This window comes from Actinopolymorpha sp. B11F2, from assembly GCF_040195635.1.
GTDB lineage: Bacteria > Actinomycetota > Actinomycetes > Propionibacteriales > Actinopolymorphaceae > Thermasporomyces.
The window spans coordinates 248,565-275,529 of the sequence record NZ_JBEFTX010000009.1 but is presented as its reverse complement, the minus strand read 5'-3'; the positions used below and the strand labels follow the sequence as shown (position 1 = coordinate 275,529).

Sequence of the window (26,965 nt, the reverse complement as noted above, 5' to 3'; positions counted from 1 at the left end):
TCCCCGACCGAGCAGCCCTCATCCGCCTTGTCGGCGCCGTCCTGGCCGAACAACACGACGAATGGATCGAAGGCCGCCGCTACCTCGGCCTCGACCTCCTCGCCAAAGCCCGACGCGCCCCCAACCCGACCACCGAGGAGGTGAACGACAACACCATCCCGGCGCTCAGCGCCTAACCAACCAACGGATCACGCGACACGACCGATACACCACACCAATGGACTTGACCCTCAGAGTTTCCGTTGACCGGCGCTCGGCGTCGTTTACCGCCTCGACGATCGCCTCACCAAGGTCATGACGGTCCAGTCGTCGCTTGGCTAGGATATGAATGTCAACTATGACGCTCGCCCCCGCGACTGTCGCGGTCACTAACCCGTCTGAGGACGTGCCTACGTACTCCTGCGCTTCTCCGAGATCGCCGAGCTTCGCTGCGGCATTGGAAATCTTGTGTTCGAGCTCACTCATGAGCGCCGTTAGGTACGCCTCTTCCATCCAGACGCCTCCATGGAGTTTCGCCAAATTGCCATCGGATCCGGTAATGGTGTACCGAAATCGTCAGGGTCTGCGAGCTGAATCATCACTGATTTCATTTCCTCGGTGACCGACAACTGTGCCGCGGCGATCGCGTCTGTACATGCAGATGACAACGTCGCCGCATCCATGTCTCGCATTGCGGCCAGGCCAATTTCGATGCTCAGCAGGTTTCCCAGACCATTCACGACCGCGACAATCTCGCCATCCGCTGCCGAGCCATCATATTGGCGAGAGAGGTTTTCTGTAAACGAGTGTACAATGCCGGAAAGGCGCTCTTGCAAAGGTCTAAAGGTCTCAACGGGATCGCCCCCTTCCGCAACGGCTTCGCGCGCTAAGTCCAGTAACTCGACAACGGGACCTCCATCTTTTCCAGATTCACCTGAATTGACCATGCATCCACTCCTCCCTGGCATCCGTGGGACCGGGTTCACGCCTTGTTCCAACCGTCGACATCCTGCATCGCCGGAAGGACCCGGCGCCGCATGATCTCCAGGGCCGCAGCATCCAGTCGATCACCTTCGAAACCGAACCTGCTAATCAAGTTCTCGTACGCAACGCGCAACCTTGCCTGTTCGGCCTCCAGGGCCGTCAGTGTGTTGTAGATATCCCTGAATTGCAGGGTAAGTCCAATCAGCCACGACTCGACGATCGCAGCCTTGGCGAGCGCACAGGCAAGGTACAAGATTGGGTTCTTGGTTACGGTGAGTGCAATGCAGGCGGCGATAGCAATCCCAGTCAGAAGGAAATATTCGATGATTCCGCCCGTGAGAGTCTCACTTACGCCCCTGCAGGCGTTGCGAAGATCCGTGGCACAGTCGGCGAGTTCCTCGATTGCTGGCAGGAGTTTGTTGTTCACATAGGCGCAGAACGCATCGGCCCCCGGACCTTCCCACGAGTCATTCAGGCCACTTCGCTTGTTGATCAGATCACTCAACTCGGAGTGGAAGGTGTGTAACTCTGCGGAGACCGCCTGCCATTCCTCCGCGGCCTGATCGAACGGCCATGGCGCGGCGAGGTTGGGAATGGCGAGTCCGGTCGTCACCAGAGCGATGACTGCGCTCGTGCCTGACTCCTGGGCGACACCCGCCAGGGAGAGGCCCGCCGTGAGCACTGCGAGTGACAACGCCCCGTGTACGGCGACGTCGGCGGTACTGACGACACCGCCCTCAACGACCGCCATCGGCCCTCACTTCTCCCGATCCGTTGACCGCTCGGTCTCCGGAATGGCCGAATCGAAGTCCGTGCCGTACTGCTCCTCCATCCGCTCGTAGTACGCCGCTACCGCCTCGACCGTGCGACCGAGCGCACCGACCACCGTGTCGACAACGACTGCCGCCTCATCTGCAGCTTGGCGGGTTCGGCCATACTCGGACGCACTACCCAACGCGGCCAGCAATGGCCAGGTCAACGCGGGAATCTCCAGGTCACGTATCCGCCGGACCACGCGCGTCTCCAGCTCTGCTTCCCCCAGGCGTCGAGCGACCGCCCGTAGCTGCTTGGCGTTGTGCGATGTCTGCGCTCCCATACGCGGCCCGTTCCCTCCCCGGCTGGAGGTCGAGTGGCTGGGCCTCATCATGCCATCCCATGATTGGGGCGCGTATCGCAAGGCTGTGGATAACTTTGTCCCAGGTATGCTGCGGCAGTAGGGCGACGGAAGAGGTCAAAGATGACAGCGAGCGAGGTCAGAACGCAGTTCGGCCGCATTAAGGTGAATGGCGCAAGAGTCGTCGCGATGGCTCTTGGTGTACTTCTCGGAGTGTGTAGTGCGTACTACGCAGTCTCGCTCTTTGTTTCGAACACAAGACTCCCGTCCGCCGTCTTGTTTATCATCCTTGGCCCAGTCATAACCCTCGTTTGCGTCGACGCCCTCCACACGAGTCTCCGTGGCTATCGAGTCTCATTGGGTGCTAGCGGCATAGTGGTACGCACCCGTTGGCGTGAGGTTGTCATTCCTTGGGCCGACATCGAATCCTGGTGGGTAGGTGTGCCGGAGGATTTCTTCGCGCGATTGGCGAAACGCGAGATGGTGCTTGCAACGCCCGCTGCCCACATCACCGACCCGAAGGAAGGACCGCGGCGCGTTCTCTGGTCCAGGCGCTATCGAAACTGGGTCATTTGCCAGCCGGCCCTCACCGATGGCACGACCGAGGAAGTCGTCACCGCACTGAAGAAGTTCGCAGCCAACAAACTCCGAGCTGCACAGTGAACAACCTTCCGGCCAACGGGAGAGCCCCCCCAGGAGCGCCTCTCGTTGCGGGCCTCGCGACCAAAAGGTCTTACCGGGCTGGCGGCTCGATCCCTGCTGGGTCCCCGGATCCAAAGGCGCTGCTGCTGTGGGCGGCATGGCCGCTATCCCCATTCCTACACCACCTGACCGGAGCGACGGCTTTCTTGGCCGGAGTTCGAAACGAGGGCTGCAGCCATGACCGACCTGTCGATCAGAATTCTGGGACGGAACATGCCGAGCGACTGGTGCCGCGCGCACGATGTGCCACACCTCGGGCTCAGCAAGGCCAAGGAGGTCGTATCGGTGACTCCGACCACCGAGCCTGCGGCGGCGTTCGAGCTCACCGTCGAGGCCATACGCCGGACCGACGGTCTGGACTATCGCGGTCCGTACGTGTTCGGGCGCAAAGGTGAGCGGTTCCTCTACCTCAACTGGGGACGGGACACCGACGACGGTTGGACCAGCGTCGCCGGTGGAGGGCGGATCAAGCTGCAGCTCCTGACGATCGAAGAGCCACTGGTCGAGTCGGCGCTCGAAGGCGGCCGTACGCTCGTCGCCGACCTCGACCTCACCGGCGGGCGCGGCGGACCGGTGTTTGCGTCGGTCCGCGCTCCGGCATTGACCTGGCGCGTCGACTGACCGGCTTCCGTTACGTACGCGTACGTCGGGAGTCCACCGCGGAGGTCTGGATCAGGTCCGCCGGAGTGCAGTCGAAGATGTCGCACAGCGCGGCGAGGACCGGGAGCGAGAGCCTGGTCGGCGGATGGGTGACGAGCCGCCATGCCGCGACGGCTGAGATCCGGATGCCGCGGGCGGCCAGCGGCGGTTGGAGCTCGGTCGCGGCGACCATGCCGTGGGCGCTCATGAGTTCGCGGAGTCGCCAGCAGTAGCTGACCTGCCGCACGGGAGGTGGCTCGTGGTCACGGTCGGGGGAGTGTCGAACTGTCGTGGCCATGGCGATCACGTGCTCGCGCTCGCGTCGGACGTCACGCCGAATCGCCAGTACGACAGGAGGACAGTCCGCGGCCTCGGGCCGGAGTACGCGCGGTGTTGGTTGATGACACATCGTCGTCGACGGTCATGGAAGAGGTTCCTTTCAGCTATGCGCGACGAGGCTTCGACCGGCCCCGGTTCGACGGGGGAGTAGGTCCCGCGGCCCGGCCGACCAGACGAGTCGACACGCAAACGGCCGTCACGTAGCCCGTTGATCTCGCCGAACCAGAGCCCCAGCGACCCCGACGAGAAGGTCGAGGACGATGACCATGATCGCGGCCGGCAGGATGCTCAGAGCACACCACGCCCATCGTGTCGGCCGCGTGGGAAGGTGGAGGGAGCCGGCGAACACCAGTACCAAGCCACCGATCATCGGCAGCGGCGCGACGGATTTCAACTGCTTTTCCGCCATCAAGGCGTCGAACTCCGCTGTCGTCAGTGCGTCCATCTCCTTGTGCAGCGGGAGGTCTCCATCGTCGGGACGGCCCACCACGGCATGGTCTGCTGTCCCATGACGAGGGATGTCTGGCGCAGGTGACGGCGCCGGATCACGTGCCACGGGTTGTCCATCATGATCACGAACATGATCACCTGCATGGTCAAGGCTGCGTTCGTGAGCAGCTGGCGTCGTTTGTGGGACCCGATGACGGGGAAGTTATGAGACGTCCACCTGGGTCGTGCCGGCCGCGCGCACTCGAGGGAACGCATGGTCAGGGTCGCCCGCGCCGCTTGGCGTCGCCTTCAGCCTTATCTGCACGGCCGGCGCAGGTTGTCCGTTTTCCAGTGGCTTGTCATCGTCCTTGCGGTATCAGCGACCTCGGTGGCTCTCACAGGTTTGTTCCGCCATGAATGGACGCTGTTGGTCGGCGGGCTCGTGTTCCTTCATGTCGCCGTTCTCGCGTTGGCTTTCGTTTCCTTTCGAGGCGTGCGGTATCTCATTCGCGCGGGGCGTTCCCGGGCGCCGGCCAGTTTCGCGAAGGCGGCCACGGCGGAAACACCGTACGGTGCTGTCGGCGGAAGTGTCTGGACCACGGCGGTGCTCGCCGAGACCCGTGGGCACCGGGCGATGGAGGAGACCTGCCTACGCACGGGTTCGACGCAGTTGCGCGACGTCCTCGCATTCGCGGCGACCGGCGGTGAGTACACCTACGCCGAATTCGAGTCCCTGCTCGAGGCTTGTCGCGAACCCGTACGCAGAAAGGCACACCTGCGGATTCTCGAGCGCCTCGACGTCTCCTGGTTGTTGAGCAAGGCGCGGGTGACCGCACTGCAACCTGGCTCGAAGCTCGACCAGCTCAACGCGGCGACGATGTACGAAATCGCGGACTGGCTGGACGGGTCGAGCATGTGGAAGCCGGTGCACTGTCTTGTCTATCTGCAACTGATGTTCGAGATGGGTCACCATTCGCGGGTGGACACGCTCATCGATCGGGCGAATCTCGGTCCAGCCGTCCGACCTTATGTCGAGGCCGACCTGCTCAATCCGTTCGCCGGTTCGGTGGTGGGAGACGAGAGGGCCTGGCTCGCCGTCGTCAATGGCCTCCTGGCCCGGGAAGGTCTCGAACCGCTCGAGCTCGCACCCGCGGGCCGCGTCGCTCCGTTCGACCGGTTGTACGCCCGCGCGCGCGAACGCGTGTTCAGTGGTCCGCTCGTCTCCGTGGTGATGACGACCTACTGTCCGGACAACGGGCTCGACGTCGCCGTCCGGTCGATCCTCGAACAGTCGTGGCGATCCCTCGAGCTGGTGATCGTCGACGACGGCTCACCGCAGGACCGGCAGACCGCACTCGACCGTTGGGAGGGCGTGGACGAACGGATCAAGATCGTTCGCGAGGTCGCCAACCGTGGCACCTATCCCGCCCGCAACACCGGCCTCGACCTCGCCCGCGGGGAGTTCGTGACGTTCCAGGACTCCGACGACTGGTCGCATCCGCGGCGGATCCAGCGCCAGGTCGAGCCGCTCATCGCGCAGGAGCACCTGCTGGCGACGAGGAGTACGTGTGTCCGTGTCTCGGACCAGCTCGAGTTCAACCAGCTCGGCTATCTCCCGACGCGTCCCAACAGCTCCTCGCTGATGTTCCGGCGCGGCGAGGTGATGGATCGTGTCGGTTACTTCGACCCGGTACGCAAGGCGGCGGACTCCGAGCATTTCCAGCGGCTGCTCACCGTGTTCGGTGAACGGGTCACCGACATCGACCCCGCGCCCCTCGCGATCGTACGACGGCGTACGGCGTCCCTCTCGCGGAGCGACTTCCGCCCGGGCTGGCACGCGCCGGCACGGCGGGCGTACCGGCATGCCTACGCCCACTGGCACCGGGACATCGCGAACGGCGAGGCGAGCCCGTTCGTCATCGCGGGCGGTCTGGCACGTGCCTTTCCGGTGCCGCGCGACTTCAGGTCGCGGCGGGAGACGGGCGCGGTCCGGTACGACGTCGCGTTCGCCGGCGACTGGCGGCAGCACGGCCCGCGGCAACGCGCCCTGATCGAGGAGGCTCGAGCCCTGCTGGCGCAGGGGTTCCGGGTGGCCGTCGTCCCGCTCGAGGCCATGCGGGGGATGACCGCCGCCATGCTCGGCCCGTGCGAACCGGTGCAGGCGTTCCTCAACGAGGCGACGGTGGACCAGATCGCGCTGGAGGAGGACGCGGACGTCGGAGTGCTCGTCATCGGTGACCCGGAAGTCCTCCAGTTCGCACCGGGCGGACCGGTACGGCTGCGCGTCGAACGCGTGGCGATCATGGTCGACGGGGCGCCGTACGCCTCGGACGGCTCACACCACCGCTACGAGCTGACCCGCAGTGACGCGAACGTCCGGGACCTGTTCGGCAAGGATGCGATCTGGGTTCCGCAGGCAGCGGAACTCCGGCGGCTGCTCGCTCCACTCGTTCCCGCCGACTCCCTGGCCGGGTGGGATCTTCCGCCGTTCGTGGACGCCGACGTGTGGTGGTCGCCGAGGGACTCTGTGCAGAACCCGCGCCCGGTGATCGGGCGCCATGTCGGCGGCGACGCTCTGGAGTGGCCTCGGTCCCGCGAGTCGCTGCTGCGCTGCTATCCGGTCGACGGCGAGAACTCAGGCGTCGACGTCCGCATCCTCGGCGGCGCCGACGTGCCGCTCGGCATCCTCGGTCTGGCAGAGCCGCCGCCGAACTGGGACGTACGCCCGGACGGTGACATCGATCCCAGGCAGTTCCTGGCCGGCATCGACTTCTTCGTCTACTTCCCACATCCGGCCCGCGTCGGCGCACCCTACCGGGCGATCCTCGAGGCGATGGCGAGTGGTGTCGTGGCCGTCCTCCCGCACGCGTACGCCGAGACCTTCGGCGACGGCGCGCTCTACTGCTCCGCCCGCGACGTCATGGCGCTGGTCCGACGGCTCTGCGAGAACCCGACGCTGTACCGGCGCCAGAGCGAGGAAGGACGGTCCTTCGTACGTTCGGAGTCCGGTCAGGAACGCTACGTCCAGGTCATCCGCGACCTGCTCACCGGAACCCCGTAGCTCCACGGTCCGGATGGGGTGGGCGGTTCAGGTCGCGACCGGGCCGAGCAGCCGCGATGTCAGGCGTACGTCCGGACTGGTGGTCCGCAGGGCCTCGGCGAGCGCCGCACCGGCGGCGTGGACGGCATCGTCGTCCATCGGCGCCAGTGCGTCGAGGACGAAAACCGCCCGCGTCGTACTCCCGGTGAGCCGGGTGCGCACGCACTGCCGCCAGTTCCAGCGCCGGCAGGTGACGCCCGCGTCGTCGCGCCAGACCACTTCGCCGTGGTTGGGGTGGTCCACGGCGGGCTCGCCCTTGTCAACGGTGTCGAACGACTCCTCGCCCGTCGCCCGGACCAGCCGCAGGGGCCCTTCGTAGTGGTCGATGTCCTCGCCGCCGACCGGCACCGCATACGCGATCGAGACGGCGTTGTAGGCGTCGGTCAGCCGGTCGATGCGGGGCAGGCCGTCGTCGAGCCTTCGCAGGAGCGCCTCGACGCTGGACCGGGTCCGCTTCGGCTTGGCGCCGAAGGAGCGGAACGCCTCCCGCCACGCGGCGACGTGGAGGTCCCCGTCGACACCGCCATCGCCCAGCCGTTGCCGCGCTTTCGCGGTGGCGGTGGCCAGCAGCCGGTCGCTCACGTCGTCGCTGGGCCCGGGGACGAGACCCTCCGCGAGGACGAGGAGTGCGCGGTAGTCCGGACGCAGTGTGTGGACCGCCGGTTCGACGTACGCCTTCGCCAACCAGACCTCGGCGGCGGAAGGACCGGCGGCGAACGAATCGCCGGCGAACGAGTCGACGGCGGAAGAGTCGGCGTCTGGGAGTGTGGGCACGGCGCGGGCGCTTCCTCTCGGGTCGGGGCCGTCAGACTCCGGCCGACAATAGCCGGCAGCTTCCGAGGCTCAGGCGGTCACACTCCTGGGTCCTCGCCACCGACCTTGACCTGAAGTGCACTTGACGCGCCAGTCTGTCGTGGGTGGACAACCAAGGTGTGAAGGAGACCGCGATGGACATCCTGGAAGGGCTCACGCCCGAGCGGCGAGCGGAGGTCGAGGCGCGACTGCGGGACGACGTCATCGCCTGGTTCACGACCGTGCGCCCGAGCGGGCGGCCCGACTGCGTGCCCATCTGGTACCTCTGGACCGGCGACGAGATCCTCATCTACAGCAGGCCGCGCACGCCGAAGCTGCGCAACCTCGCGGCCCATCCGTACGTCGCGCTCGGCCTCGACGACACCCGCCTCGGGTGGGACGTGATCCGGCTCGAGGGTGTGGCGCAGGTGGCCGACCCGTCCTATCCGGGCCTCGACTCCATTCCGGCGTACGTCGAGAAGTACGGCGACCGACTCGCGGCGATCGGGTATGACAGCCCACGCGCCTTCGCGGCCGACTTCTCGGTGGCCATCGTCGTCACGGTGGCGAAGCTGCGCACCTGACCTGCGCTTGACACCACGACCTCCTGGGATTCCGGGGGAGAGGACAAGGTGAGCGTCGCGTTCGTGCAGAAGCTGCAGGGCATCCCGTACTTCGAGGCGATGAACGCCGGCGGTGCGAAGGCCGCGAAGGAGATCGGCCTGCGCTGGATCTACAAGGGCGGGACGACGGCCGATCCGGGCGCGCAGACCGACATCGTGAAGGCTCTGATCCAGCAGCGGGTGGACGTCCTCGTGGTCGCGCCGAACGACCCGGACTCGCTCGCGCCCGTCCTCCAACAGGCGAAGGACCGTGGCATCCACGTGATGACGTCGGACACCGACGCGCCCAACTCGGTCCGCGAGGTGTTCGTCAACCAGGCCACCGCCGACGGCATCGGCACCGCCATCATCGACTCGCTGGCTGTGGCCAGACCGAGGCGAGGTAGCCGGCGTCGTAGCATCGTGCCTCCCTCCGGGAATCCTTCGTACCGCTGTGCCTGTTGGCGCTCGCCGAGCTGCTCGTCATCGTGTCGGGACGCGGCGGGATCGACCTGTCGGTGGGCGCCATCGTCAGTCTGGCGGGGATGGTGTTCGGCTTCTGTGTCGGCGTGTGGGGCCTGCCTCTGCTGACGTCTGTGGCGGTGTGTCTGGCCGTCGGTACGCTGCTTGGCGCTGTCAACGGCTTCTTGACGGCGTACGTCCGCGTGCCGCCGCTGATCGCGACGCTCGCAACCTACTATGCGTACTCCTCGATCGCCCTTGTCAGCAACGACAACGCACCCATCTCCAACCGGCCGGTGCAGGACCTGTCCGGACTGGCCCGGCCGGTCGAGCTGGGCGGCCTGTTCGTACCCCGCCAGGTCTTCACGATCCTGTTGCCCTGCGTCGTGCTGGTGTGGTTGGTGGTCAACCGCGCGACGTACGGCAGGAAGCTCTACGCCGTCGGTACGAACGACGTGGCGGCGACGTTCGCCTCCCTGTCGGTGCCGCGCGTGCGCTTCACGGCCTACGCCGGCGCCGGCCTGCTCGCCGGGATCGTGGCCGTGGTCACGGTGGCCCAGTTCGCGTCCGCGCGGCCGGACGCCGGCACGGTCGGCAACGGCATGACCCTGCCCGCCATCACCATCGCGGTCCTCGGCGGTGTGGCGATCCAGGGTGGCGTCGGCACGGTCGGCGGTGTGGTCGTCGCCGCGCTGTTGGTGACCTGGCTCAACGCCGGTCTGCTGCTGGCGTTCGAAGGGTCGGAAGGGAGTCAGTACCAGCTCCTCGCCCTTGGCGTCGTCCTCGTACTCTCCGCCCTGCTCAACGCCTTCACCCTGCGCCGGTACGGCCGGTTGTCGTGAATGTTGCTCCGTGGGCGAGCTGGAGTCCGGGACCTACCCGGCGGAGTCCGACCCGTCGCCGGAGAGCCGTTCGATCGTCCAACGCACTCGGTCGGTCGTGGCGTCGAGGTCATCGATCGCCTCGCGTACGCGATCCTGCACCGTTGGCTCGGTGCTCGCCGCTGCGGCGCTGTGCAGGCGAAGCCCCACGGCGAACAGGCGTTGCAGCACGGCGTCGTGCAGGTTGTGGGCGATCAGCTCGTGATCCTCGAGCAGGTGCAGTCGCTCCCTGTCGTCCTGGGCCCGGACCCGCTGGAGGGCGAGGGCGGCGAGGTCGGCGAAGGTCTGCACCTCCTGTGCCTCGTTCCTGGCCGCGCGCTCATCTGCCGAACCGCGACGCCAGCCGGCGAACAACACCCCCATGACCTCCTCCTCGGCGGCCGCGACGAGGGGCATGACCATGCCGAGACCGATCTCCGACAGGGGCTTCCGCCACTCCGGGGGAGGATCGTGGCCGGCCACGTGAGGGTAGTCGTGGCTGACGATCCGCCGGCCGGTCGCGATGACCCGGGCAACGAGGCCGGCGCGTGGGATCCACGCGTCGGGTGAGACGGGCAGAATGCCCGGGCCGTGGAAGTCCACGACCCGCAGGATCGTGGGTTCGGTGGGGTCGACGACGATGACGCCAGCGAAGTCGGCTCCGGAGACCTCGCGTAGCTCGGAGATCACCAGAGAGACCGCCTCGTCACGGTCGACCTGGCCGATCAGCAGCCGCGCCATCTCCGCGGTCGCCTCGAGCCAGCGTTCACTGCGGTCCTGGCCGCCCTGAACGCGGCCCCGCTGCAACGCGAGCGCGGCCTGGTCGGCGAAGGTCTCCACCAGTGCCACCTCCCGCTTGGCCGAGCGCTCATGGGGAGATCCGCGGCGCCACCCGGCGAACAACGCCCCCAGGACCTCGCCCGATGCGGTCAGCGGAATGATCATGCCCAGCCCGATCGCGGCCAGCCGGTCCGCCATGTCGGGAGGGGGATCGTAGCCCTCCTCCTGCGTGAAGTCCTCGCTCACGAGGGCACGGCCCGACTCGATGGCGCCTGCCACCAGGCCGCCGCCCGAGATCCGATGATGCGAGTAGTGCTGCTCGCCGTACCCCTCGAGGATCAGCAGTGAGGCGCTGTCGTCTGCCCTCGGGTCGGGCAGGATGATGGCGCCGAAGTCGGCGCCGGAGACCCTCCGGAGCAACCGGACCATCCGGCGCAGGGTCACGTCCTGCTCGACCTCACCAGCGAGCCGCCGGGTCAGCTCCGTGCACGCGTCAAGCCAGGCTTGCCGCCGGTCGCGATCCTCGTTCCCGCGGACCCGCTGCAACGACAGGGCCACCTCGGCGGCGAAGGTCTCCATCAGCGGCGCGTCGTTCCTTGCCGTCCGCTCTTCCGGCGATCCCCGCCGCCAACCGACGATGAGCGCACCCAGGTCCTCGTGGGGCGTCTTGAGAGGAATGAACATGGTCAGACCGAGCACGGAGAGCGCCTCGCGCCACGCCGGAGGCGGCTGGTAGCGCGGGTCGCGGACGATGTCAGGGACAATGACCGGTTGGCCCGACTCGAGCACCCCGGCCAGCGGACTCGGGCACGGCACCCTCGTGCCGGACGCATGCTCCAGGCCCAGGCCGTCGATGATGTCGAAGACCACCGTGTCCTGCGGGCCGACGCGATCGGTCAGGGCGACCGCGGCGTAGGCCGCACCGGAGATCTCCCGGATCTTCCGCGTCACCCGGGTCATCACCTCGTGCGGGTCCACCTCGTCGAGCAGCAACCGGGTGATGTCCCCGGCGGCCTCCATCCACCGTTGCTGGCGGCTCCGGATCCGGTGGGTCTCGTGCTGCTGGAGCACGAGAGCGGCCGCGCGTGCGAAGGGGATCGCCAACGTCGACACGCGGGCGGCATCGTCACCCATGGCGGAGTCACGTCGCCACGAGACGAACATCGCCCCGAGTACCTTGCTCGGCGTGGTCAGGGGAAGAAAGAGGCCCGGACCGAGGACCGACAGCGTCTGCACCCATGCCGCCGGCGGGGTGAAATGTACGTTCTTGCGGATGTCCTCGCTCACGATCGGCCGGCCGGAGTCCATGGCCTCGGCGAGGAAGTGCGTGCGTGGCAGGCGCGCACCGGCCATCAGGTCGGCGCCAAGACCAGCGGCGGCTTCGACGATCACCTGCCCCTCCTCGTCCACGGGATCGACCAACGCGATCACGCTCGTGTCCGCGGCGGCGGCCTCCTTCAGCAGCTCGGCAACACCCTGGAGCCCCTCCTCCCGTCCGATCTCTCCGTGCAGGAGGTGCAACAGCTCCGTGATGGCGTCGAGCCAGCGGAGCCGCCGGGGCTGGTTGCTGGTCAGGCTGTCCGTGTCGACGGCGAGCCCAGCGGCGGCCGCGAGGGTCACGACGTTGTGGGCGTCTGTCGGCGAGAACTCCTGCCCCTCGCCTGCTTTCGCCACGTAGAGATATCCGTCCGAACCGTCACGCAGGGAGAACGGGGCACCGAGCAGCCTCGTCATGTCCGGATGCTGCGGCGGGACGCTGTGGCCGGCTCGGTGTGCGCTGATGTCGTTGCGCAGCAGTGGTGGTGGCGCGGCCAGGAGGCCCGCGAGGTACGTCTTCGACTCCGGCGTCCCCGGCAGGACGCCGAGCTCCTGCTCGAGAACGCCGACAGAGACGACATCGGTGACGTCATGGTCGGAGTCACCCAGCAGGACCACCCCGAAGCTTGCGCCGGCCAGTTGGCAGGCGGACAGGAGGATACCCCTGAGAACAGGTACGACCTCATCCCCCGCGGGCCCGTCAAGTCGGCCTTGCGCGAGCATGTGAGAAGCCTTCTGGCCGGGCGCCGTGCCGGCGTCCCCGTTGGCCATCGTCCAATCGTAGAAGGTCTCTGCGGATTGGTCGCGGTCTACATCGAAAGCCTGCTCAACTGCCCAGATTGCGTAGGCTGGCGCCCTTCGGCAGGGATCGGTCCGGTCCGGTGGGGATCGGGACTCCAGCTGCAGCGTGGTGGAACTGCCGGCAGGGCCGAGGGGAGTCGGTGCGAGATGGCGAGGTTCGGGTCGCGAGGGCGGCAATGGCGACGGCTCGCCAGTCCGATCGGGTTCGCGCTTGTTCTGGTCTGCTTTTCGTTCCCGTTCGTCACCGTGTCCTGCGAGGCACAGACCGGATCGATGACCGCCGACTACACGGGGTGGGACTTCGTCATCGGTGGCAAGCCGCACATCACGACCGGGAAGCCGGGCGAGGCGGGATCTGATCCACCCCGGTTGCCGCCGGACCAGCCTTCGCCGGACGAGAACGCCGAGCCCGTCGCGATCCAGGCATTGGCCCTGCTCACTGTCCTCGTCGTCGCCGGCGGCGTCGCCCTGGTTGCCCGCCCGAGGGTCTCACCGCTCGTCCGCGGCGTCGTCGCGTGCGTCGCGGTCGTCCTGCTCATCGCCAACCAGGCCGTCGCTCAGGACCACCTGATCGCGAAGCTGCGGGACTCCGACGTACCCGCCGACGTCGCGGACGGGCTCGTCGACACCCGGTACGGGTTCTCGCTCGCCCTGTCTCTTCTGTTGGCGGTCGCGGGCTACAACGTCGTCGAGATGCGCCTCGAACGCCGGGCCGCGCTTCGGACTCCGCCGCAGGAGGACACCCGTCCACTCCCGCCGGAGGATTGGTCTCCCTCGCCGGACCGATAGCGTGATATCTTGCTATCTATGGTCAAGGCTACGAAGAACATGCTGCTCCGGCTCGATCCCGAGCTGGCCGAGCGACTCCAGGCGATCGCCGAGGTCGAAGGTCGCTCGGTGTCCGACCTCGCCCGCGAAGCGATCGCCGAACTCGTCCAGCAACGCCGCACCGACAAGCGCTTCGCCGCCCTGCTCGAGGAGAGCCTGGCGCGGCACCAGCGCACGCTCGATCTGCTGCGGGAGGACGACGAGTGATCCACCTCGACCTGCCGGCCGCGCTGGCCATCGCCGCACACGTACTCGGGTGCTCGTCCGAGACGATCGTCGAGCTGGCCGACGTCGACGGTGTCGAAGAGACGCTCGTGGATGCGCGAGCACCGCACACCGGAGGGAGCGCCGTACCCGCTGCGGCGAGTCTGCTTGTCGGCCTCGTCCGGCGGCGTCCGTACCCGCGGCGCAACCGCCGCATCGCGCTTGCGACGACGCTGCAGTTCCTCGCCCTGAACGGATGGGACCTCGACCTCGACGACGTCGCCGGTGTCAACCGACTCCTCGACTCGATCGCCGCCGGAGGGTCGTCCGAGGACATCACGAAACTGCGCATCGCCCGCGTGGACAACCAGCTTCGCGCCCTGCTGCGGCCACGTCGTACCGGCCGTCCTCGCACGGGCACGGAATCGAGGATGAGTCCGGCCGAGCTGGGCGAGTTCGATCCGCAGGTTCATGCCGTACGGACAACCGAGGGGAGACGTGGCGCGATGTTCGAGCGATTCACCGACCGCGCAAGGCGGGCAACCGTCCTGGCCCAGGAAGAGGCCCGGACGCTCAACCACAACTACATCGGCACCGAGCACATCCTTCTGGGCCTCACCCACGAGGGCGAGGGCGTGGCCGCCAAAGCTCTAGAGAGCCTCGGCATCACGACGGAAGCCGTCCGTGCCCAGGTCGAGGAGATCGTCGGGCGGGGCAAGCACGCACCGGGCGGGCACATTCCGTTCACGCCACGAGCGAAGAAGGTGCTCGAGCTCGCCCTCCGCGAGTCGATCCAGCTCGGCACCAACTACATCGGCACCGAACATGTTCTGCTCGGCCTGATCCGCGAAGGGGAGGGCGTCGCCATGCAGGCGCTGGTGAAGCTCGGCGTCAGCCTCGACGCCGCCCGCGCGAAGGTCCACGAGCGTCTCGAGGCCCACCGTGGAACCGGTGCCTCCGGTGAAATGGAGACAGCCCTGGAGACGGCGTTGGAGACGGCATGGGAGGAAAGTGTTGCCGAGATGGTGCGCGAGTCCGTACTCGGTTCCGACAAGCCCGGCGGACGGAGGAACCTGATCCTGCGCGAGACCATGGCGATGCTCGAGGACAACGACCGGCTCCGGGCCGAGACGGAACGCCTTGCCGCCGAGGTCTCCCGCCTCCGGGACCTGCTGCGCCGACACGACATCAACCCCGATGCGTAGGGCGTTGCCCGGCCGGACCTGCCAACGCCGCACCGGTTGACGCCGCACCGGTTGACGCCGCTCCGGCCAACGTTGCACAGGTTGACGCTGCACCGGCAAACCCGTACTACTACCAGGACCCGGTTCGGTCGGCCGCGGCCATGATCATGCGCGGGAAACCGGTGGTTTCGACCCGCCCTGACCCCCGGTATCCCGCGCATGATCATGGAGACGCCGGTCCCAACGCTTCAACGGCCCGGCGCTGCTCGCTGCGACGGGGTGTCGGTGGGCCGCGTGAAGATCATCCGCATGCCCAGTCCTCACCACCTTCCGCCCGCGTTGCGTGGCCAACCGTTTCGGCTCGACGAAGCCCGGCGGCACGGCCTGTCCGCGGAAAGCCTCCGCAGCGGGCGCTTTCGCCGCGTACTTCGATCGGTCTACGTCGGCGCCGACGTGCCGGACACGCTCGGCCTCCGACTCGCGGCCGCCCGGCTGGTCTTGCCGGAGTCCGCGGTGTTCAGCCACCAGACGGCGGCGCAGGTCATGCACCTGCCGATCCCGGGCGTAGGCGTACCCCCTCTGCACGTCACCCTCCCGCGCCACGTGTCCAGGCCGAGCGTCTCCGGCGTCGTGACTCACCAGTCGTCGGCCGTGCCGGCACGGAACTTCGATGGTTTCCCGGTCACCACGCCCGAGCGGACGTTCCTCGATCTCGCCGGCCAACTGTCGCTGGTCGACCTGACCATCCTGGCCGACGCAATGGTGCGACGCGGATTCACGACGACGGAGGCGCTCGCCGATGTCACGGGTTCGGCGACTCGCCGTCGAGGGATCGTGCTCGCCCGGAAAGTGGCCGCTCTGGCGCGGTCGCGGGTCGACTCTCCGATGGAGACGCGGGTCCGTCTGCTGATCGTCCTCGCCGGGCTGCCATGTCCGATCCCGGCTCGCCCGTCCTTGATGACGACGGCCAGTGGGTGGCGACAGTCGACCTGCGGTATCGCGCTCAACGCATCGCGATCGAGTACGACGGGGAGCTCCACCACAAACGCCGAGGCAAGTGGCGAAGGGACATCACCACCCGCGACCTGCTCCGCGAGCTTGGCTGGAGCGTCATCGTGCTGACGTCGGAGGACATCTTTCATTCGCCGCACCTCACGCTACTGCGGATCCGCGACGCCTTGGTGGCGCGAGGGCATCCGGGGGTCCCGGCCGAGCTCGACCACGGCTGGGAGACCCACCTCCTCCCTCGTTCCCTGGCAGCCTGACGCGCAAGGGGGTCTCACGCTTTCATGATCATGCACAGGAAACCGGTGCTTTCGACCTTCCCTGACCCCCGACTTCCCGCGCATGATCATGGACGCTCCCCTGGCACTCGCCACCGCCGCCGACGCTCTACCCGGCCGCCGACGCTCCACCGGGCCGCCGGCGCTGGACCGTGGACCTGGCGCGCGGACCGTGGACCTGGCGCGCGGACCGTGGACCTGGCGCGCGGACGGTGGCAGTCGCCTGGACGGTGGCGGGTGGCGGGCGGCGGACGGTGGCGGGCGGCGGACGGTGGCAGTCGCCTGGACGGTGGCGGGCGCCTGGACGGTGGCGGGCGCCTGGACGGTGGCGGGCGGCGGACAGATGCTGGCGCCGGACCCCCGGCGCCGGGACATACTGCCCTGGAAGCGAGCAGACCGGGCGATGCGGGCTGGGAGGCGTAGGGCGTGGCGGCGAGCGGGTCAACCGGCGGGACCATCCCGGCAGCACACGGCTTCGCGGACCTCCCGCCGCCAAGGATCGAGCCCGGTGCCCGCCAGCGGATCCGCGCCTCACACGCCAAGCACGGCCGCCGGATCGCGGTCATCGACGACGACCCGACCGGCTCGCAGAACATGCACGGCGTCGCCGTGGTGACAGTCCTGGAAGACGCCGAGTACGCCTCGGCGCTCGACGCACCCGGCTCCTGCGCGTTCCTGCTCACCAACAGTCGCAGCATGCCCGAGCCGGAGGCGGCGACGCTGAACGTCGCGATCGGTCGTAGCCTCCACCACCTTGCCGCGCGGCTCGGCGCACCCGTGGAGATCGTCAGCCGCAGCGACTCGACCCTGCGCGGACACCTGAGGGCCGAGGTCGGTGCCCTGACGGAAGCCCGCCGAGAGGTGACCGGCCGTGGCTACGACGGCGTACTCGTCGTACCCTCCTACTTCGACGCGGGCCGCTGTACCGCCGGCGACGTCCACTGGGCACGGGTCGGCGGGGAGCTCCTGCCCGTCGGTGAGACCGAGTACGCACGGGACGCGACGTTCGGCTACAGCGCGTCGAACCTGCGCGAGTGGGTGGCGGAGAAGAGCGCCGGCACAGTACGCCCGGCAGACGTGCACAGCCTCAGCATCGAGGACATCCGGCTGGGCGGCCCGGGCAGGGTCGCCGAGGTCCTGACCGCCGTGAGCGACGGGGCGTTCGTCGTCGTCAACTGCCTCCAGGACGCCGACCTCGACGTGGTCGTCCTCGGACTGCTCGACGCCGAAGCGGCCGGCCGGTCGTTTCTCCACCGCACGGCGCCGTCGTTCGTCCGCGCGCTCACTGGACTCGATCCGCAACCTCCGCTGACATCCGCGCAACTCCGGGATGCCGGGCGCAAGGCCGGCCCGAACGCCACCCATCCCACCGCGACGTCCCACGGTCTCGTGGTCGTCGGCTCCCATGTCGGCCTGACCAGTCGACAGGTGGCGGTGGCCCGTGGGCGCGGGGGGTTCAAAGAGGTGGATCTGGACGTCGCGGCTGTCATCGACCCGACGCGTCGTGACGGCCACGTCGCCACGGTCACCGCGCGGGTGGTCACCGCGTTGCAGAATGCCGACGTCCTCCTCGCCACCAGCCGTACGCTCAGCCGCGGTCACGACGCGCTGTCCAGCCTCGACATCGCCCGTACCGTGTCCGCCGCGGTCGTGGACGTCGTACGAGGTGCGCGGGCAGCCGCCGCGCCGGCGTGGTACGTCGCCAAGGGCGGGATCACGTCCCACGACGTCGCGGTGCGGGCGCTGGAGATCCGCCGCGCCGAGGTGGCCGGCCAACTGTTCGACGGGATGGTGTCGGTGTGGCGGCCGCTGCGAGCCGCACCCGAGGTCATCGAGGTTCCGTACGTCGTCTTCGCCGGCAACGTCGGCGACGAGAACACGCTCGCCGAGGTCGTCGACACCCTGCGCGGGAGCAGATGAGCCCGCGAACCGCGAAGCCGCAGGAAACGCGCCACACAGGCGCGACGCCACACGAGAAGAGGTGCACATGACAGACGTCGGATGGGTCGGGCTGGGTGCGATGGGGTCACCGATGGCGTCATGCCTGGCGGCCGCGGGGCACCACGTGACGGCGTACGACATCGATCCCGCTCGCGCCGAGGCCCTCGCGGACGCGGGCGTACGCACCGGAACCTCAGCCGCCGCCGTGGCCGACGGGGCGGAGGTGCTGGCGATCATGGTCGCGACGCCAGACCAGGCCGAGTCCGTGCTCTTCGGCGCCGGCGCCGGCGAGGGCGATGTTGCGGGCACGGGCCAGGCCGGCGGCGGCGCGGCAGCGGCACTCGCAGCCGGTTCGGTCGTACTCGTCCTTGCCACGGTCGGCCCCGCGGCGGTGCGGTCGTGGGCACACCGGCTCGCCGAGCGCGGCGTGGAGCTGGTCGACGCACCGGTCTCCGGCGGCACCGCCCGGGCGGCGGCCGGCGAACTCGTCGCGATGGTGAGCGGACCCGAGGCCGCCGTGACCCGCGTACAACCGCTGCTCGACGTCCTCGCCAGCCGGGCACCCCTCGCCGGTCCGACGGCGGGAGACGGCCAGAAGGTGAAACTGGTCAACCAGCTGCTCTGCGGCGTACACATTGCGGTCGCGGCTGAGGCGTTGGCGTTCGCCGAGGCGATCGGGCTCGACGCGGGCGCTTGCTGGGAGATCATCCGGCACGGCGCGGCGGCGTCGTTCATCCTCGACGACCGGGGCGAACGCATGCTGCACGGGCCTTTCGACCAGCCCAGGAGCGCGCTGGACATCTTCGTCAAGGACATGGGCCTCGTCACTGACGCGGCACGGGCGGCCGACTACCCGACACCGCTCGCCACCACGGCCGAACAGCTCTACCTCGCGGGCCGTCGGGCAGGGCTCGGCCGACTCGACGACTCGGCCGTGATCGAACTGCTGCGCGGCAAGCACGAAGGGGCCGGCGCCTAAGGGGACGGCACGAAGGGGCCGGCGCCTAAGGGGACGGCACCACCGGCGTACCCTACGGCGCACCTCAGGCGTGCGTTCCTCCCGGGACGGGGAGGAACCTGGCATGACCAGGCAGCTGACAGAACCTCCGGGCGCACCGGCGGGGCCGACCGGCAGGGTCGCTCCGGTCGCCGCGGCGGCGGCGCTCGGCGGCTTTCTCTTCGGTTATGACACAGCTGTCATCAACGGTGCTGTCGGTGCGGTGCGTGACACTTTTGCCGTCAACCCGTTCGTCCTCGGCCTGGCGGTGGCCGCGGCTCTGCTGGGGTCGGCGCTGGGCGCCTGGTCCGCCGGTCCGCTCGCCAACCGCCTCGGCCGGGTCCGGGTCATGCTGATCGCCGCGGCGTTATTCGCCGTGAGCGCGCTCGGTTCCGGATTCGCGTTCGCCATCTGGGACCTCGCGCTGTGGCGCTTCATCGGCGGGATGGGCGTGGGTGCCGCCTCGGTGATCGCTCCGGCGTACATCGCCGAGATCTCGCCGGCCCGGATCCGCGGCCGCCTGGGTTCGCTGCAGCAGTTGGCGATCGTGACCGGGATCTTCGTCGCCCTCCTCGTCGACTACGTACTGGCCACACTGGCCGGAGGCGCCCGCGAGGAGCTCTGGCTCGGCCTCGACGCGTGGCGGTGGATGTTCCTGTCGTTGCTGGTCCCGGCGCTCACCTACGGTGCGCTCGCGTCCCGCCTGCCCGAGTCACCGCGCTTCCTCGTCGCGAAGGAACGCACCGCAGAGGCGCGAAAGGTCCTCCGGAAGTACCTCGGCGGTGACGTCGAGGCGAAGATCGCCGAGATCGACCAGACCCTCGCCGCGGATCGCAGGATGCGGCTGTCGGACCTGCGCGGCCCCCGACTCGGCCTGCTGCCGATCGTCTGGGTCGGCATCCTGTTGTCGGTGTTCCAGCAGTTCGTCGGCATCAACGTGATCTTCTACTACTCGTCCGTCCTGTGGCAGGCGGTCGGGTTCAGCGAGGCGGACTCCCTGATCATCACGGTGATCACGTCAGTGACCAACATTCTCACCACCTTGATCGCGATCGCGACCATCGACAAGTTCGGGCGCAAGCCGCTGCTCACCATCGGGTCGACGGGCATGATGCTCACCTTGGGCACGTTGGCGTTCGCCTTCGGGACCGCTCCGGTCATCGGCGGCGAACCGGTGCTGCAGGGGATCATGGCGCCGGTCGCGCTGGTCGCCGCGAACCTCTATGTCGTGTTCTTCGGTCTGAGCTGGGGACCCGTGGTGTGGGTCCTGCTCGGCGAGATGTTCCCCAACCAGATCCGTGCCCAGGCCCTTGCGGTCGCCGCCGCCGCACAGTGGCTGGCGAACTTCACCGTCTCGACGACGTTCCCGACGTTGCAGGCGATCGGCCTCGGATTCGCGTACGGCATCTACACGTTCTTCGCGGCACTCTCCCTGGTGTTCGTGGTGAGGCGCATCCGGGAGACGAAGGGCCGGGAGCTGGAAGAAATGCAGTGAACTGGCGTCCTGACAGCAGCTAACCTCACTCGTCATGACACCAGCCTCATCGACGTCGCCAGCGCGGATCCGGACGGAGCGGGACGCCGACCGCAAGGACGTGCTCACGGTCCACGCCCAGGCATTCGGCGGGGACCAGGTGGTTCCCCGGCTCGTCGAGGCGCTACGGGCTGCCGAGGCTCCGATCGGTCCGCTGTCCTACGTCGCCACCGTCGACGACGTGATCGTGGGCCACGTCCTGCTGAGCGCCTGCCGGCTCGACGCACCCCACCGGCTGGTGGACGTGCTCACCCTGTCGCCGCTCGGGGTGCTCCCTGACCACCAGAATCGCGGCATCGGTACGCACCTCGTCGCGCACGCGCTCGCGGCCGCCGAGGCCCACGGAATACCGCTCGTCTTCCTCGAGGGGTCGCCGGACTTCTACGGTCCCCGGGGTTTCGAAAGAGCCGACACGGTGGGATTTCGTCCGCCGTCGCTGCGAATTCCGCCGCCGGCGTTCCAGGTCGCCCGGTTGCGGTCGTACGAGCCGGAGATGACCGGCACGTTCGTCTACTCGCAGACGTTCTGGGACCTCGACTGCGTGGGGCTCCGCGACGGTTGAGACCGACGTCTGCGACCGGTGTCTGCGACCGGTGTCTGCGACCGGCGTCCGGTAGCTTTCTCGGGCGGCGGGGTCGGCAGTGGGGCCAGGAAAGGGCGTACGGATGGGGACCTGCACGACGTTCAGCATCATCGGCGGCGGAGGTTTCCGGGCACAGTACTTCCTCCGGATCGCCCGCGCCCTTCCCGAAACGTTTCGGGTGGCCGGGATGGTCGTCCGTGACGAGGCGCGCGGGCGGGCCATGCAGCAGGAGTGGGGCGTCGCGACCTATCGGAGCCTGGAATCCCTTCTGGCGCAGGAAGAACCGAGTTTCGTCGTCGTCTCCGTGAGCCCGGCCGCCTGCGCCGACTATCTCCGGCAGTTGGCGGCACTCGCCATCCCCGCCCTCGCCGAGACGCCACCCGCCCCGGACCTCGCCGGCCTCGTCCGGCTCCACGAGGACCTGACAACGGCGGGCGCCAAGGTGCAGGTCGCCGAGCAGTACCAGTTCCACCCGCTCAACCAGGCCCGGCTGGCGCTCATCGCCGAAGGCCGGCTTGGCCCCGTCACCCAGGCCACCGTCTCGATCTCCCACCTCTACCACGCGGCCAGCCTCATGCGGGTCATGCTGGGCGTGGGTTTTGCCGACGCGGAGATCCGCGGGATGCGGTTCGTCTCCGACTGGGTGGCCGGACCGAACCGGAGCGGGCCGCCGACGGAGGACGTCCTCGTATCCTCCGAACGCGACCTGGCCTGGCTCGACTTCGGCGACCGGCTCGGGATCTACGACTTCACCGGCAACCAGCACCGCTCCTGGATCCGGTCGAACCACCTCTCGGTCCGGGGCCAGCGCGGCGAGATCTTCGACCAGCGGGTCCGCATCCAGGATCCCTCGTGCACGCAGCTGGACTACTCGCTCACGCGGGTCAACAAGGGCGAGTGGGAGAACCAGGAAGGCTACTTTCTGGCCGGGATCACGGCCGGCGACCGCTGGGTGTACACGAATCCGTTCCAGCCGGGCCGGCTCTACGACGACGAGATCGCGATCGCGACCTGCCTGGCCAAGATGGGGGAGTACGTCGCGGGTGGGCCAGACTTCTACGGGCTGCCCGAGGCGTCGCAGGACCACTATCTCGGCACGATGATCGAGCGGGCGGTGCGTACGGGTGAGGTCATCCGCACCACCCGCCAACCCTGGGCGACCGAGTAACCGCGAGGAGCCTGATGGTGCCCTGGCGCCGGTGGTCCGGCCCCAGGCGTTCGGGCCCCGGATCGAAGATCATCTTCCGGAGCGCGCGATCGCGTGGAGCGCGAACGGTGCGCCCTCCTGGACCCCCTCGACACCTTCCACCAGACCCTCGCCGGGGAACTCGCCCACGTACTCCATGCCGAGACGTCCCATCACCGCACGCGACCGGGTGTTGTGGCGTTCGGTGAAAGCGACCACCTCGTCCGCGCCCAGCGTGTCGAACGCGTACCTCAGCCCGGCCCGACCCAGCTCCGTGGCAAGCCCTCGTCCCGACGCCGACGTGCGGATCGCCCAACCGAGCTCGAGCCGTTGTCGCGCCCATGCTCGCCCCCGGTGGCCCAGCGCCGTCTCGATCCGCCGCGTCACCTCGGCCTCGGGCGCCATCCGCGACAGACCGCCCCTTCCCACCAGCTCACCGTCGCCGCCCCGTTCACCGGCGCCCGTGCGGCGACCGGACCGTTCGTACGCCATCCACTTGCAGACGCCGTCGGCCTCCCACGCCTCGCCCATGCGGACCGCGTAGCGGCGGGCCTCGTCGGCGCTCCACCGGCCGGCGTACCAGAAGGCGACGTTGGCGTCGTCGTGGAGGCGTACCAGATCGTCGGTGTGCCCGAGTCCGACGGGCTCCAGCCGCAGCCGCTCGGTGAGCCGCATCCGGACCGCTTTGCCGACGATGTCGCGGAGGCGCCGGTCGTTGTCGGTACGCCCGACCATCATCAGGTCGAGGTTGTCCGGGCCGACCCAGGCGTACTCATCGTGTTTGCCCTCCTCCAGCCGGGGCGCGGACAGGTCGCCGGTGACCCGCACGAGATAGTCGAGCTCCCGGCGTACCACCTCGTCCCACTCCCATTCCCAGTCGGCGATCATCGCCTCGATGTGGGCGAGCTTCCAGCCGGTCTCTTCGTTGAGCTCTCTGGCCAGTGCCTGCTCGGGCGTCTCGCCGGCTTCGAGGTGCCCGCCGACGACATCCCAGATTCCGGGGAGTACGCGGCGGTGGGGGCTTCTGCGCTGCACGAAGATCCGGTGGTGGTCGTCGTGGATGAAGGCGCCGACACAATCCGGTTCGCGCATGACCGGCACGCTAGCCCACACCGCCGTACCGCCCGCCACCGACGACGCGTTGATCCTGAAAGTTCCCGGGACACACAAGGCGAGGATTCGTGATTGCCGCTCGCGGGGATCGTCCGTGAGCCGGCTCACGTGGCGGTCCTCCGGCGTAGACGTCCCGCGCGCGGGACCTTAGGATCAGCCTGGCTCGCGTGGCCGGCAACTCGGCCGCTGCCTGGCAGTGGGCGCTGAGCATCAGGCCACGTCGAAGTCACGCTTTCGACAGATTCGGGGGGACGATGGGACGGCGATCGGCGAACCTACTTCTGTCGATCTCAGCCCTGCTCACTTTCACCGCCGCTTGCGGCGGTGCGCCGCAGACCGAGGAAAACTCCCCGCCGCCTGGCGAAGAGGAGCCGGGTTTCGAGATGCCGGCCGAGCCCAAGTTCTTCGACGAGTGCCGCCTGCTGCTACCCGAGGACTTCGACGACGCCCTCGACACCAAGTCTCACCAGGTCACCGCGCGATCGGTTCGCCAGACCGAGCGTGGGTGGAGCTCGACGTGCGGGTACATGACGGGTGACAGCCTCGGCGCCTACACGTCAAGTGTCGAGGTGACCACGGATACGACGTCCGCGGACTTCGAGGCGAGCCAGCAGACGCGACCGCGCAGTGGACTCGAGAAGTACCCCGACGCCAAGCCGCGCGAGGTCGCCCAGCTCGGTGACGACGCCTGGACGCAGACGACCTACGTACCAGTCTTCGGCCGCGACAACAGCCAGCGGCTGGCACCACAGACGGTCGACGTGCACGTGCTGCAGGGCACGGTCGCGATCGTCGTACGCCTGCACGTCGCGAAGGACGCGAAGCCGGACGTCCCGGCGGCCATCGAGTTGGCACGGACGGCCCACTTCCGGTTGCCCGATCCGCTCCGGGTCGAGCCGAAGAAGATCGAGCAGCCGTGTACGAAGGTCGACCTGAAGCTCGCCGGCACTGTCCTCGGAGCCGAGGAGTTCAGCGGGCAGCGATCGGTGCGGTCGAACGACCGGAAGTTCGCCTGCGACTTCACCGCGCGAGGTGTGGCGCTCTCGATCACCAGCGGTGACTCGTCGGATGACTCGACGAACTTCGAGGCGAGCAAGGCCGGTGGTCAGGCGCTTGACGGGATCGGCGACCAGGCGTACTACTTCGGCTCACCCATGGACGGAACGTTCGTCAAGGTCGGAGACCAGGTGCTCTCGATCTTCGGTGTGAACGCCGACCAGGCAGCCGAGACGGGCGCCGACGGCGCGGGCGCGGGTTCAGGTGGTGGCACCCAGTCCGGCACCCAGGACCCGACCGAGGACGAACTCGCGTTCCTCCGTTCAGTCGTCGACGCCCTGACCTGACCCACCAGCCCACGCCCTTCCGCCGCACGCCCACGCCCTGCGCCTGACGCTCTCCCGTGATCGTGATCATGAACGTTGTGTCGACCTATGGCCCGCTTTCCTTCATGATCACGGGATTGCGACGGCTAGGACCCTGGGCGGGACCGTCATGGTCACCGTGCACCGGCTGCGACGGCTCGGACCATGGGCAGGGCGGTCATGGTCACTGTGCGCCGGCTGCGACGGCTCGCACCCTGGGCAGGGCGGTCATGGTCACTGTGCGCCGGCGCCCGCCACCTGGCTCGGCAGCAGAGCGCCGTTGCAGCCACCCGTCGACGGCTGGTCCCAGCCGACCACCAGCGTGTGGCCGAGGTCGTTCGCCCCGGTCGCCGCGTCCCAGACCCCAGCGTTGGCGAGCTGGATGGCGTACGCCGAGTGGTAGCTCATCCCCGGCACTCCCGGCAAAGGCGTGTCCGACCGCAGCCGGGGCTCGGGTGCCGGCAGGTCGAGCAGCAACCGATACTCGCCCGGCGGCACGGCGGCGCAGGCCTTCACCGCCACGTCGGCCGTCGTACCCGCCGCCCACTGTCGGGGGTCGGTGTCCAACCGGACGGCGTACGTGTTGTGCTCACCCTGCAGCACGAGCTTGACGTCCCGCGGGTTGTACGGTGCGGCCCAGCCGTCGTTGCGCAAGCCCAGGTCGACAGTGAACGCCCTCCCCGGTCGTACGCCCTCGGTGAACGAACCCTCGGTCAGCGCCAACCGGTAACCCAACCGCCGCTTGGTTTCCTCGATCCCGGCCTCGCCCCAACTGCCCAGCACATCGCGGTTGTAGTCGGTGTTGAGGTAGCTGTAGTGGTAGCGCGCCATCTCCGCCGACGCACTCGGCCACTCCGACCGCGGCGGGTTGACGTTGCAGGTCTCCCCGCCCATGGGGACGAAGTTCGTCTCCTGCCCGAGGTAGTCCTGGTCGAGGGTGATCGGGTCGGACAGGAACGTCCCGAAGTCGTCCGGGCTCGCGAGGAAGCAATCGTTGTGGTGACCGATCCGGGCGGCGGGCGAGCCGTCGAACGCTTCCTCCGCCGTCAGCGCACCCTCCACACCGCTCGGCCGGCTCAGTGCCTTCTGCTTCATCAGCATGGTGCGCACCTGGATCGTCCGGTCCTTCGGCAGCGCCTTCAGCAGCGCGAGGAAGACGTCGCGCCGGTTCGCCCAGTCCTCCTCGGTGACAGTGCCGGGATCGGTCGGGTCGGCGACGAAGTGGTCGGTGTAGTAGCCCTCACCCCACAGGCCGATGAACCCGCTCTGCACGGTCGCGATCACGTCGGCGTTCTCGCGCAACACAGGCGTGAGCTGAGCGATGTGCGACAGGACCCGTGCCTTCGGCGCGTCGCCGTACGGCGGTTGGTAGGGCCAGTCATCCTTCGGCTGGGCGTACGCGAAACGCACGATCACCTTGACGCCCGCGTCACGTGCGGTGGCGAAGTCGGCGCGGAGCAGGTCGAGGTAGGCCCGGTCGAGCGTGTCCACGTCCGCGAACTTCTCCAGGTAGATCACCCGCAGGATCTGGGTGATCTGTTCGTCCTGCCGCCAGGTGGCGAGGCGTGCGCCGTCGAGAGGCACGTAGCCGGACCCGTCGGCGCGGTAGTGGGTTTCGGTGTGGTGGTAGAAGCCGCGTTCGGGGTTGGCCAGGTTGGCGTCGCTGGGTTCGTACGCACGCACGACGCGGTTGTCGGCACTCCCCTTCGGGGCGGAGGCGTCGAGCGCCACCTGCGCGGCCGTGGCGGCTGGTGCGATCGACGCACAAACCATGGCCACCCCGCAGAGCACCGCCGGAACGGCGAGCAGCTTCCTCATGACGGGCTCCCTTCCCCTACCCGCTGCAGGTGA

At 68.4% G+C, this 26,965-nt stretch carries 25 protein-coding genes and 2 pseudogenes; 17 read left to right on the top strand and 10 right to left on the bottom strand.

What is annotated here, in order from left to right:
* A pseudogene (locus ABN034_RS18620) lies at nucleotides 1–176 on the top strand (IS256-like element IS1395 family transposase); the annotation flags it as partial.
* Here the strand turns inward: ABN034_RS18620 and ABN034_RS18615 are convergent.
* Genes ABN034_RS18615 through ABN034_RS18600 form a run of 4 tightly spaced genes read right to left on the bottom strand, consistent with a single transcriptional unit; the run spans nucleotide 166 to nucleotide 2,059 of the window.
* The gene (locus tag ABN034_RS18615) at nucleotides 166–492 is read right to left on the bottom strand and encodes a YbaB/EbfC family nucleoid-associated protein (protein ID WP_349692238.1); all 327 of its coding nucleotides are present in this window, start codon (nucleotides 490–492) and stop codon (nucleotides 166–168) included. The pseudogene ABN034_RS18620 and the gene ABN034_RS18615 overlap by 11 nt on opposite strands.
* The gene (locus ABN034_RS18610) at nucleotides 474–926 is read right to left on the bottom strand and encodes a YbaB/EbfC family nucleoid-associated protein (protein ID WP_349692237.1); all 453 of its coding nucleotides are present in this window, start codon (nucleotides 924–926) and stop codon (nucleotides 474–476) included. Before ABN034_RS18610 ends, ABN034_RS18615 begins: the two co-directional genes overlap by 19 nt.
* 35 nt (nucleotides 927–961) lie before the next feature.
* Nucleotides 962–1,714, bottom strand: a complete 753-nt coding sequence (locus tag ABN034_RS18605; protein ID WP_349692236.1) for a WXG100 family type VII secretion target — start codon at nucleotides 1,712–1,714, stop codon at nucleotides 962–964.
* Between the two features lie 6 nt (nucleotides 1,715–1,720).
* On the bottom strand, nucleotides 1,721–2,059 hold the full coding sequence (locus ABN034_RS18600; protein WP_349692235.1) for a hypothetical protein: 339 nt from the start codon (nucleotides 2,057–2,059) through the stop codon (nucleotides 1,721–1,723).
* Between the two features lie 393 nt (nucleotides 2,060–2,452).
* On the opposite strand from ABN034_RS18600, the gene ABN034_RS18595 reads away from it, so the two are divergent.
* The gene (locus ABN034_RS18595) at nucleotides 2,453–2,740 is read left to right on the top strand and encodes a hypothetical protein (protein WP_349692234.1); all 288 of its coding nucleotides are present in this window, start codon (nucleotides 2,453–2,455) and stop codon (nucleotides 2,738–2,740) included.
* Nucleotides 2,741–2,956: 216 nt separating this feature from the next.
* On the top strand, nucleotides 2,957–3,400 hold the full coding sequence (locus ABN034_RS18590) for a DUF5990 family protein (protein WP_349692233.1): 444 nt from the start codon (nucleotides 2,957–2,959) through the stop codon (nucleotides 3,398–3,400).
* 10 nt (nucleotides 3,401–3,410) lie between these two features.
* Here the strand turns inward: ABN034_RS18590 and ABN034_RS18585 are convergent, their stop codons facing one another.
* Together ABN034_RS18585 and ABN034_RS18580 are read right to left on the bottom strand one after the other, a co-directional pair.
* Nucleotides 3,411–3,716 (bottom strand): helix-turn-helix domain-containing protein, encoded by a 306-nt coding sequence (locus ABN034_RS18585; RefSeq protein WP_349692232.1) that lies wholly within the window; start codon nucleotides 3,714–3,716, stop codon nucleotides 3,411–3,413.
* A 237-nt stretch (nucleotides 3,717–3,953) separates the two neighbouring features.
* Nucleotides 3,954–4,244, bottom strand: a complete 291-nt coding sequence (locus tag ABN034_RS18580; protein ID WP_349692231.1) for a hypothetical protein — start codon at nucleotides 4,242–4,244, stop codon at nucleotides 3,954–3,956.
* A gap of 330 nt (nucleotides 4,245–4,574) precedes the next feature.
* On the opposite strand from ABN034_RS18580, the gene ABN034_RS18575 reads away from it, so the two are divergent.
* Nucleotides 4,575–7,247 carry a glycosyltransferase gene (locus tag ABN034_RS18575; protein ID WP_349692230.1) on the top strand — a complete coding sequence of 891 codons (2,673 nt, stop codon included), beginning with the start codon at nucleotides 4,575–4,577 and terminating at the stop codon, nucleotides 7,245–7,247.
* 27 nt (nucleotides 7,248–7,274) lie between these two features.
* Here ABN034_RS18575 and ABN034_RS18570 read toward each other — a convergent pair whose 3' ends face one another.
* The gene (locus ABN034_RS18570; protein WP_349692246.1) at nucleotides 7,275–7,970 is read right to left on the bottom strand and encodes a B3/B4 domain-containing protein; all 696 of its coding nucleotides are present in this window, start codon (nucleotides 7,968–7,970) and stop codon (nucleotides 7,275–7,277) included.
* Nucleotides 7,971–8,203: 233 nt separating this feature from the next.
* Here ABN034_RS18570 and ABN034_RS18565 point away from each other — a divergent pair, with 233 nt between their 5' ends.
* The 3 genes from ABN034_RS18565 to ABN034_RS18555 are packed head-to-tail and all read left to right on the top strand — an operon-like array spanning nucleotide 8,204 to nucleotide 9,984.
* A complete protein-coding gene (locus ABN034_RS18565; protein ID WP_349692229.1) occupies nucleotides 8,204–8,662 on the top strand; it encodes a pyridoxamine 5'-phosphate oxidase family protein in 459 nt (152 codons plus the stop codon).
* 48 nt (nucleotides 8,663–8,710) lie between these two features.
* Nucleotides 8,711–9,271 (top strand): substrate-binding domain-containing protein, encoded by a 561-nt coding sequence (locus ABN034_RS18560; protein ID WP_349692228.1) that lies wholly within the window; start codon nucleotides 8,711–8,713, stop codon nucleotides 9,269–9,271.
* On the top strand, nucleotides 9,169–9,984 hold the full coding sequence (locus ABN034_RS18555) for an ABC transporter permease (RefSeq protein ID WP_349692245.1): 816 nt from the start codon (nucleotides 9,169–9,171) through the stop codon (nucleotides 9,982–9,984). The genes ABN034_RS18560 and ABN034_RS18555 overlap by 103 nt, the downstream gene beginning before the upstream one ends.
* A 33-nt stretch (nucleotides 9,985–10,017) precedes the next feature.
* On the opposite strand, the gene ABN034_RS18550 is transcribed toward ABN034_RS18555, so the two are convergent.
* Nucleotides 10,018–12,870: a GAF domain-containing protein gene (locus ABN034_RS18550; protein WP_349692227.1), complete on the bottom strand. Its 2,853-nt coding sequence runs from the start codon at nucleotides 12,868–12,870 to the stop codon at nucleotides 10,018–10,020.
* Nucleotides 12,871–13,047: 177 nt separating this feature from the next.
* Between ABN034_RS18550 and ABN034_RS18545 the strand changes: the two genes are divergently transcribed.
* The 9 genes and pseudogenes from ABN034_RS18545 (at nucleotide 13,048) to ABN034_RS18505 (ending at nucleotide 22,622) form a co-directional block, all read left to right on the top strand.
* On the top strand, nucleotides 13,048–13,689 hold the full coding sequence (locus ABN034_RS18545) for a hypothetical protein (protein ID WP_349692226.1): 642 nt from the start codon (nucleotides 13,048–13,050) through the stop codon (nucleotides 13,687–13,689).
* A gap of 18 nt (nucleotides 13,690–13,707) precedes the next feature.
* On the top strand, nucleotides 13,708–13,935 hold the full coding sequence (locus ABN034_RS18540; RefSeq protein WP_349330625.1) for a ribbon-helix-helix protein, CopG family: 228 nt from the start codon (nucleotides 13,708–13,710) through the stop codon (nucleotides 13,933–13,935).
* Nucleotides 13,936–14,438: 503 nt separating this feature from the next.
* A pseudogene (locus ABN034_RS18535) lies at nucleotides 14,439–14,888 on the top strand (Clp protease N-terminal domain-containing protein); the annotation flags it as partial.
* Nucleotides 14,889–15,425: 537 nt separating this feature from the next.
* Nucleotides 15,426–16,238, top strand: coding sequence for a hypothetical protein (locus tag ABN034_RS18530; RefSeq protein WP_349692225.1), 813 nt, complete (start codon nucleotides 15,426–15,428; stop codon nucleotides 16,236–16,238).
* Between the two features lie 587 nt (nucleotides 16,239–16,825).
* On the top strand, nucleotides 16,826–18,319 hold the full coding sequence (locus ABN034_RS18525) for a four-carbon acid sugar kinase family protein (protein ID WP_349692224.1): 1,494 nt from the start codon (nucleotides 16,826–16,828) through the stop codon (nucleotides 18,317–18,319).
* Nucleotides 18,320–18,386: 67 nt separating this feature from the next.
* Nucleotides 18,387–19,319: an NAD(P)-dependent oxidoreductase gene (locus ABN034_RS18520; protein WP_349692223.1), complete on the top strand. Its 933-nt coding sequence runs from the start codon at nucleotides 18,387–18,389 to the stop codon at nucleotides 19,317–19,319.
* Nucleotides 19,320–19,422: 103 nt separating this feature from the next.
* Complete coding sequence (locus ABN034_RS18515) at nucleotides 19,423–20,832, top strand: sugar porter family MFS transporter (protein ID WP_349692222.1); 1,410 nt, start codon at nucleotides 19,423–19,425, stop codon at nucleotides 20,830–20,832.
* Between the two features lie 34 nt (nucleotides 20,833–20,866).
* Nucleotides 20,867–21,433 carry a GNAT family N-acetyltransferase gene (locus ABN034_RS18510; RefSeq protein WP_349692221.1) on the top strand — a complete coding sequence of 189 codons (567 nt, stop codon included), beginning with the start codon at nucleotides 20,867–20,869 and terminating at the stop codon, nucleotides 21,431–21,433.
* 103 nt (nucleotides 21,434–21,536) lie between these two features.
* Nucleotides 21,537–22,622: a Gfo/Idh/MocA family protein gene (locus tag ABN034_RS18505; protein ID WP_349692220.1), complete on the top strand. Its 1,086-nt coding sequence runs from the start codon at nucleotides 21,537–21,539 to the stop codon at nucleotides 22,620–22,622.
* Between the two features lie 69 nt (nucleotides 22,623–22,691).
* On the opposite strand, the gene ABN034_RS18500 is transcribed toward ABN034_RS18505, so the two are convergent.
* Entirely contained in the window at nucleotides 22,692–23,732 is a 1,041-nt protein-coding gene (locus ABN034_RS18500; protein ID WP_349692219.1) for a GNAT family N-acetyltransferase, read from the bottom strand.
* A 404-nt stretch (nucleotides 23,733–24,136) separates the two neighbouring features.
* Here ABN034_RS18500 and ABN034_RS18495 point away from each other — a divergent pair, with 404 nt between their 5' ends.
* On the top strand, nucleotides 24,137–25,096 hold the full coding sequence (locus ABN034_RS18495) for a hypothetical protein (RefSeq protein ID WP_349692218.1): 960 nt from the start codon (nucleotides 24,137–24,139) through the stop codon (nucleotides 25,094–25,096).
* Nucleotides 25,097–25,348: 252 nt separating this feature from the next.
* Here ABN034_RS18495 and ABN034_RS18490 read toward each other — a convergent pair whose 3' ends face one another.
* Nucleotides 25,349–26,932, bottom strand: coding sequence for a DUF4832 domain-containing protein (locus ABN034_RS18490; protein ID WP_349692217.1), 1,584 nt, complete (start codon nucleotides 26,930–26,932; stop codon nucleotides 25,349–25,351).
* Nucleotides 26,933–26,965 lie beyond the last annotated feature (33 nt).

Coding starts and splice junctions, on each gene's coding strand:
- ABN034_RS18615 (WP_349692238.1), bottom strand. CDS start 492: ATGGAAGAGGCGTACCTAACGGCGCTCATGAGTGAGCTCGAACACAAG.
- ABN034_RS18610 (WP_349692237.1), bottom strand. CDS start 926: ATGGTCAATTCAGGTGAATCTGGAAAAGATGGAGGTCCCGTTGTCGAG.
- ABN034_RS18605 (WP_349692236.1), bottom strand. CDS start 1,714: ATGGCGGTCGTTGAGGGCGGTGTCGTCAGTACCGCCGACGTCGCCGTA.
- ABN034_RS18600 (WP_349692235.1), bottom strand. CDS start 2,059: ATGGGAGCGCAGACATCGCACAACGCCAAGCAGCTACGGGCGGTCGCT.
- ABN034_RS18590 (WP_349692233.1), top strand. CDS start 2,957: ATGACCGACCTGTCGATCAGAATTCTGGGACGGAACATGCCGAGCGAC.
- ABN034_RS18585 (WP_349692232.1), bottom strand. CDS start 3,716: ATGGCCACGACAGTTCGACACTCCCCCGACCGTGACCACGAGCCACCT.
- ABN034_RS18550 (WP_349692227.1), bottom strand. CDS start 12,870: ATGGCCAACGGGGACGCCGGCACGGCGCCCGGCCAGAAGGCTTCTCAC.
- ABN034_RS18545 (WP_349692226.1), top strand. CDS start 13,048: ATGGCGAGGTTCGGGTCGCGAGGGCGGCAATGGCGACGGCTCGCCAGT.
- ABN034_RS18540 (WP_349330625.1), top strand. CDS start 13,708: ATGGTCAAGGCTACGAAGAACATGCTGCTCCGGCTCGATCCCGAGCTG.
- ABN034_RS18530 (WP_349692225.1), top strand. CDS start 15,426: ATGCCCAGTCCTCACCACCTTCCGCCCGCGTTGCGTGGCCAACCGTTT.
- ABN034_RS18520 (WP_349692223.1), top strand. CDS start 18,387: ATGACAGACGTCGGATGGGTCGGGCTGGGTGCGATGGGGTCACCGATG.
- ABN034_RS18515 (WP_349692222.1), top strand. CDS start 19,423: ATGACCAGGCAGCTGACAGAACCTCCGGGCGCACCGGCGGGGCCGACC.
- ABN034_RS18510 (WP_349692221.1), top strand. CDS start 20,867: ATGACACCAGCCTCATCGACGTCGCCAGCGCGGATCCGGACGGAGCGG.
- ABN034_RS18505 (WP_349692220.1), top strand. CDS start 21,537: ATGGGGACCTGCACGACGTTCAGCATCATCGGCGGCGGAGGTTTCCGG.
- ABN034_RS18500 (WP_349692219.1), bottom strand. CDS start 23,732: ATGCGCGAACCGGATTGTGTCGGCGCCTTCATCCACGACGACCACCAC.
- ABN034_RS18495 (WP_349692218.1), top strand. CDS start 24,137: ATGCCGGCCGAGCCCAAGTTCTTCGACGAGTGCCGCCTGCTGCTACCC.
- ABN034_RS18490 (WP_349692217.1), bottom strand. CDS start 26,932: ATGAGGAAGCTGCTCGCCGTTCCGGCGGTGCTCTGCGGGGTGGCCATG.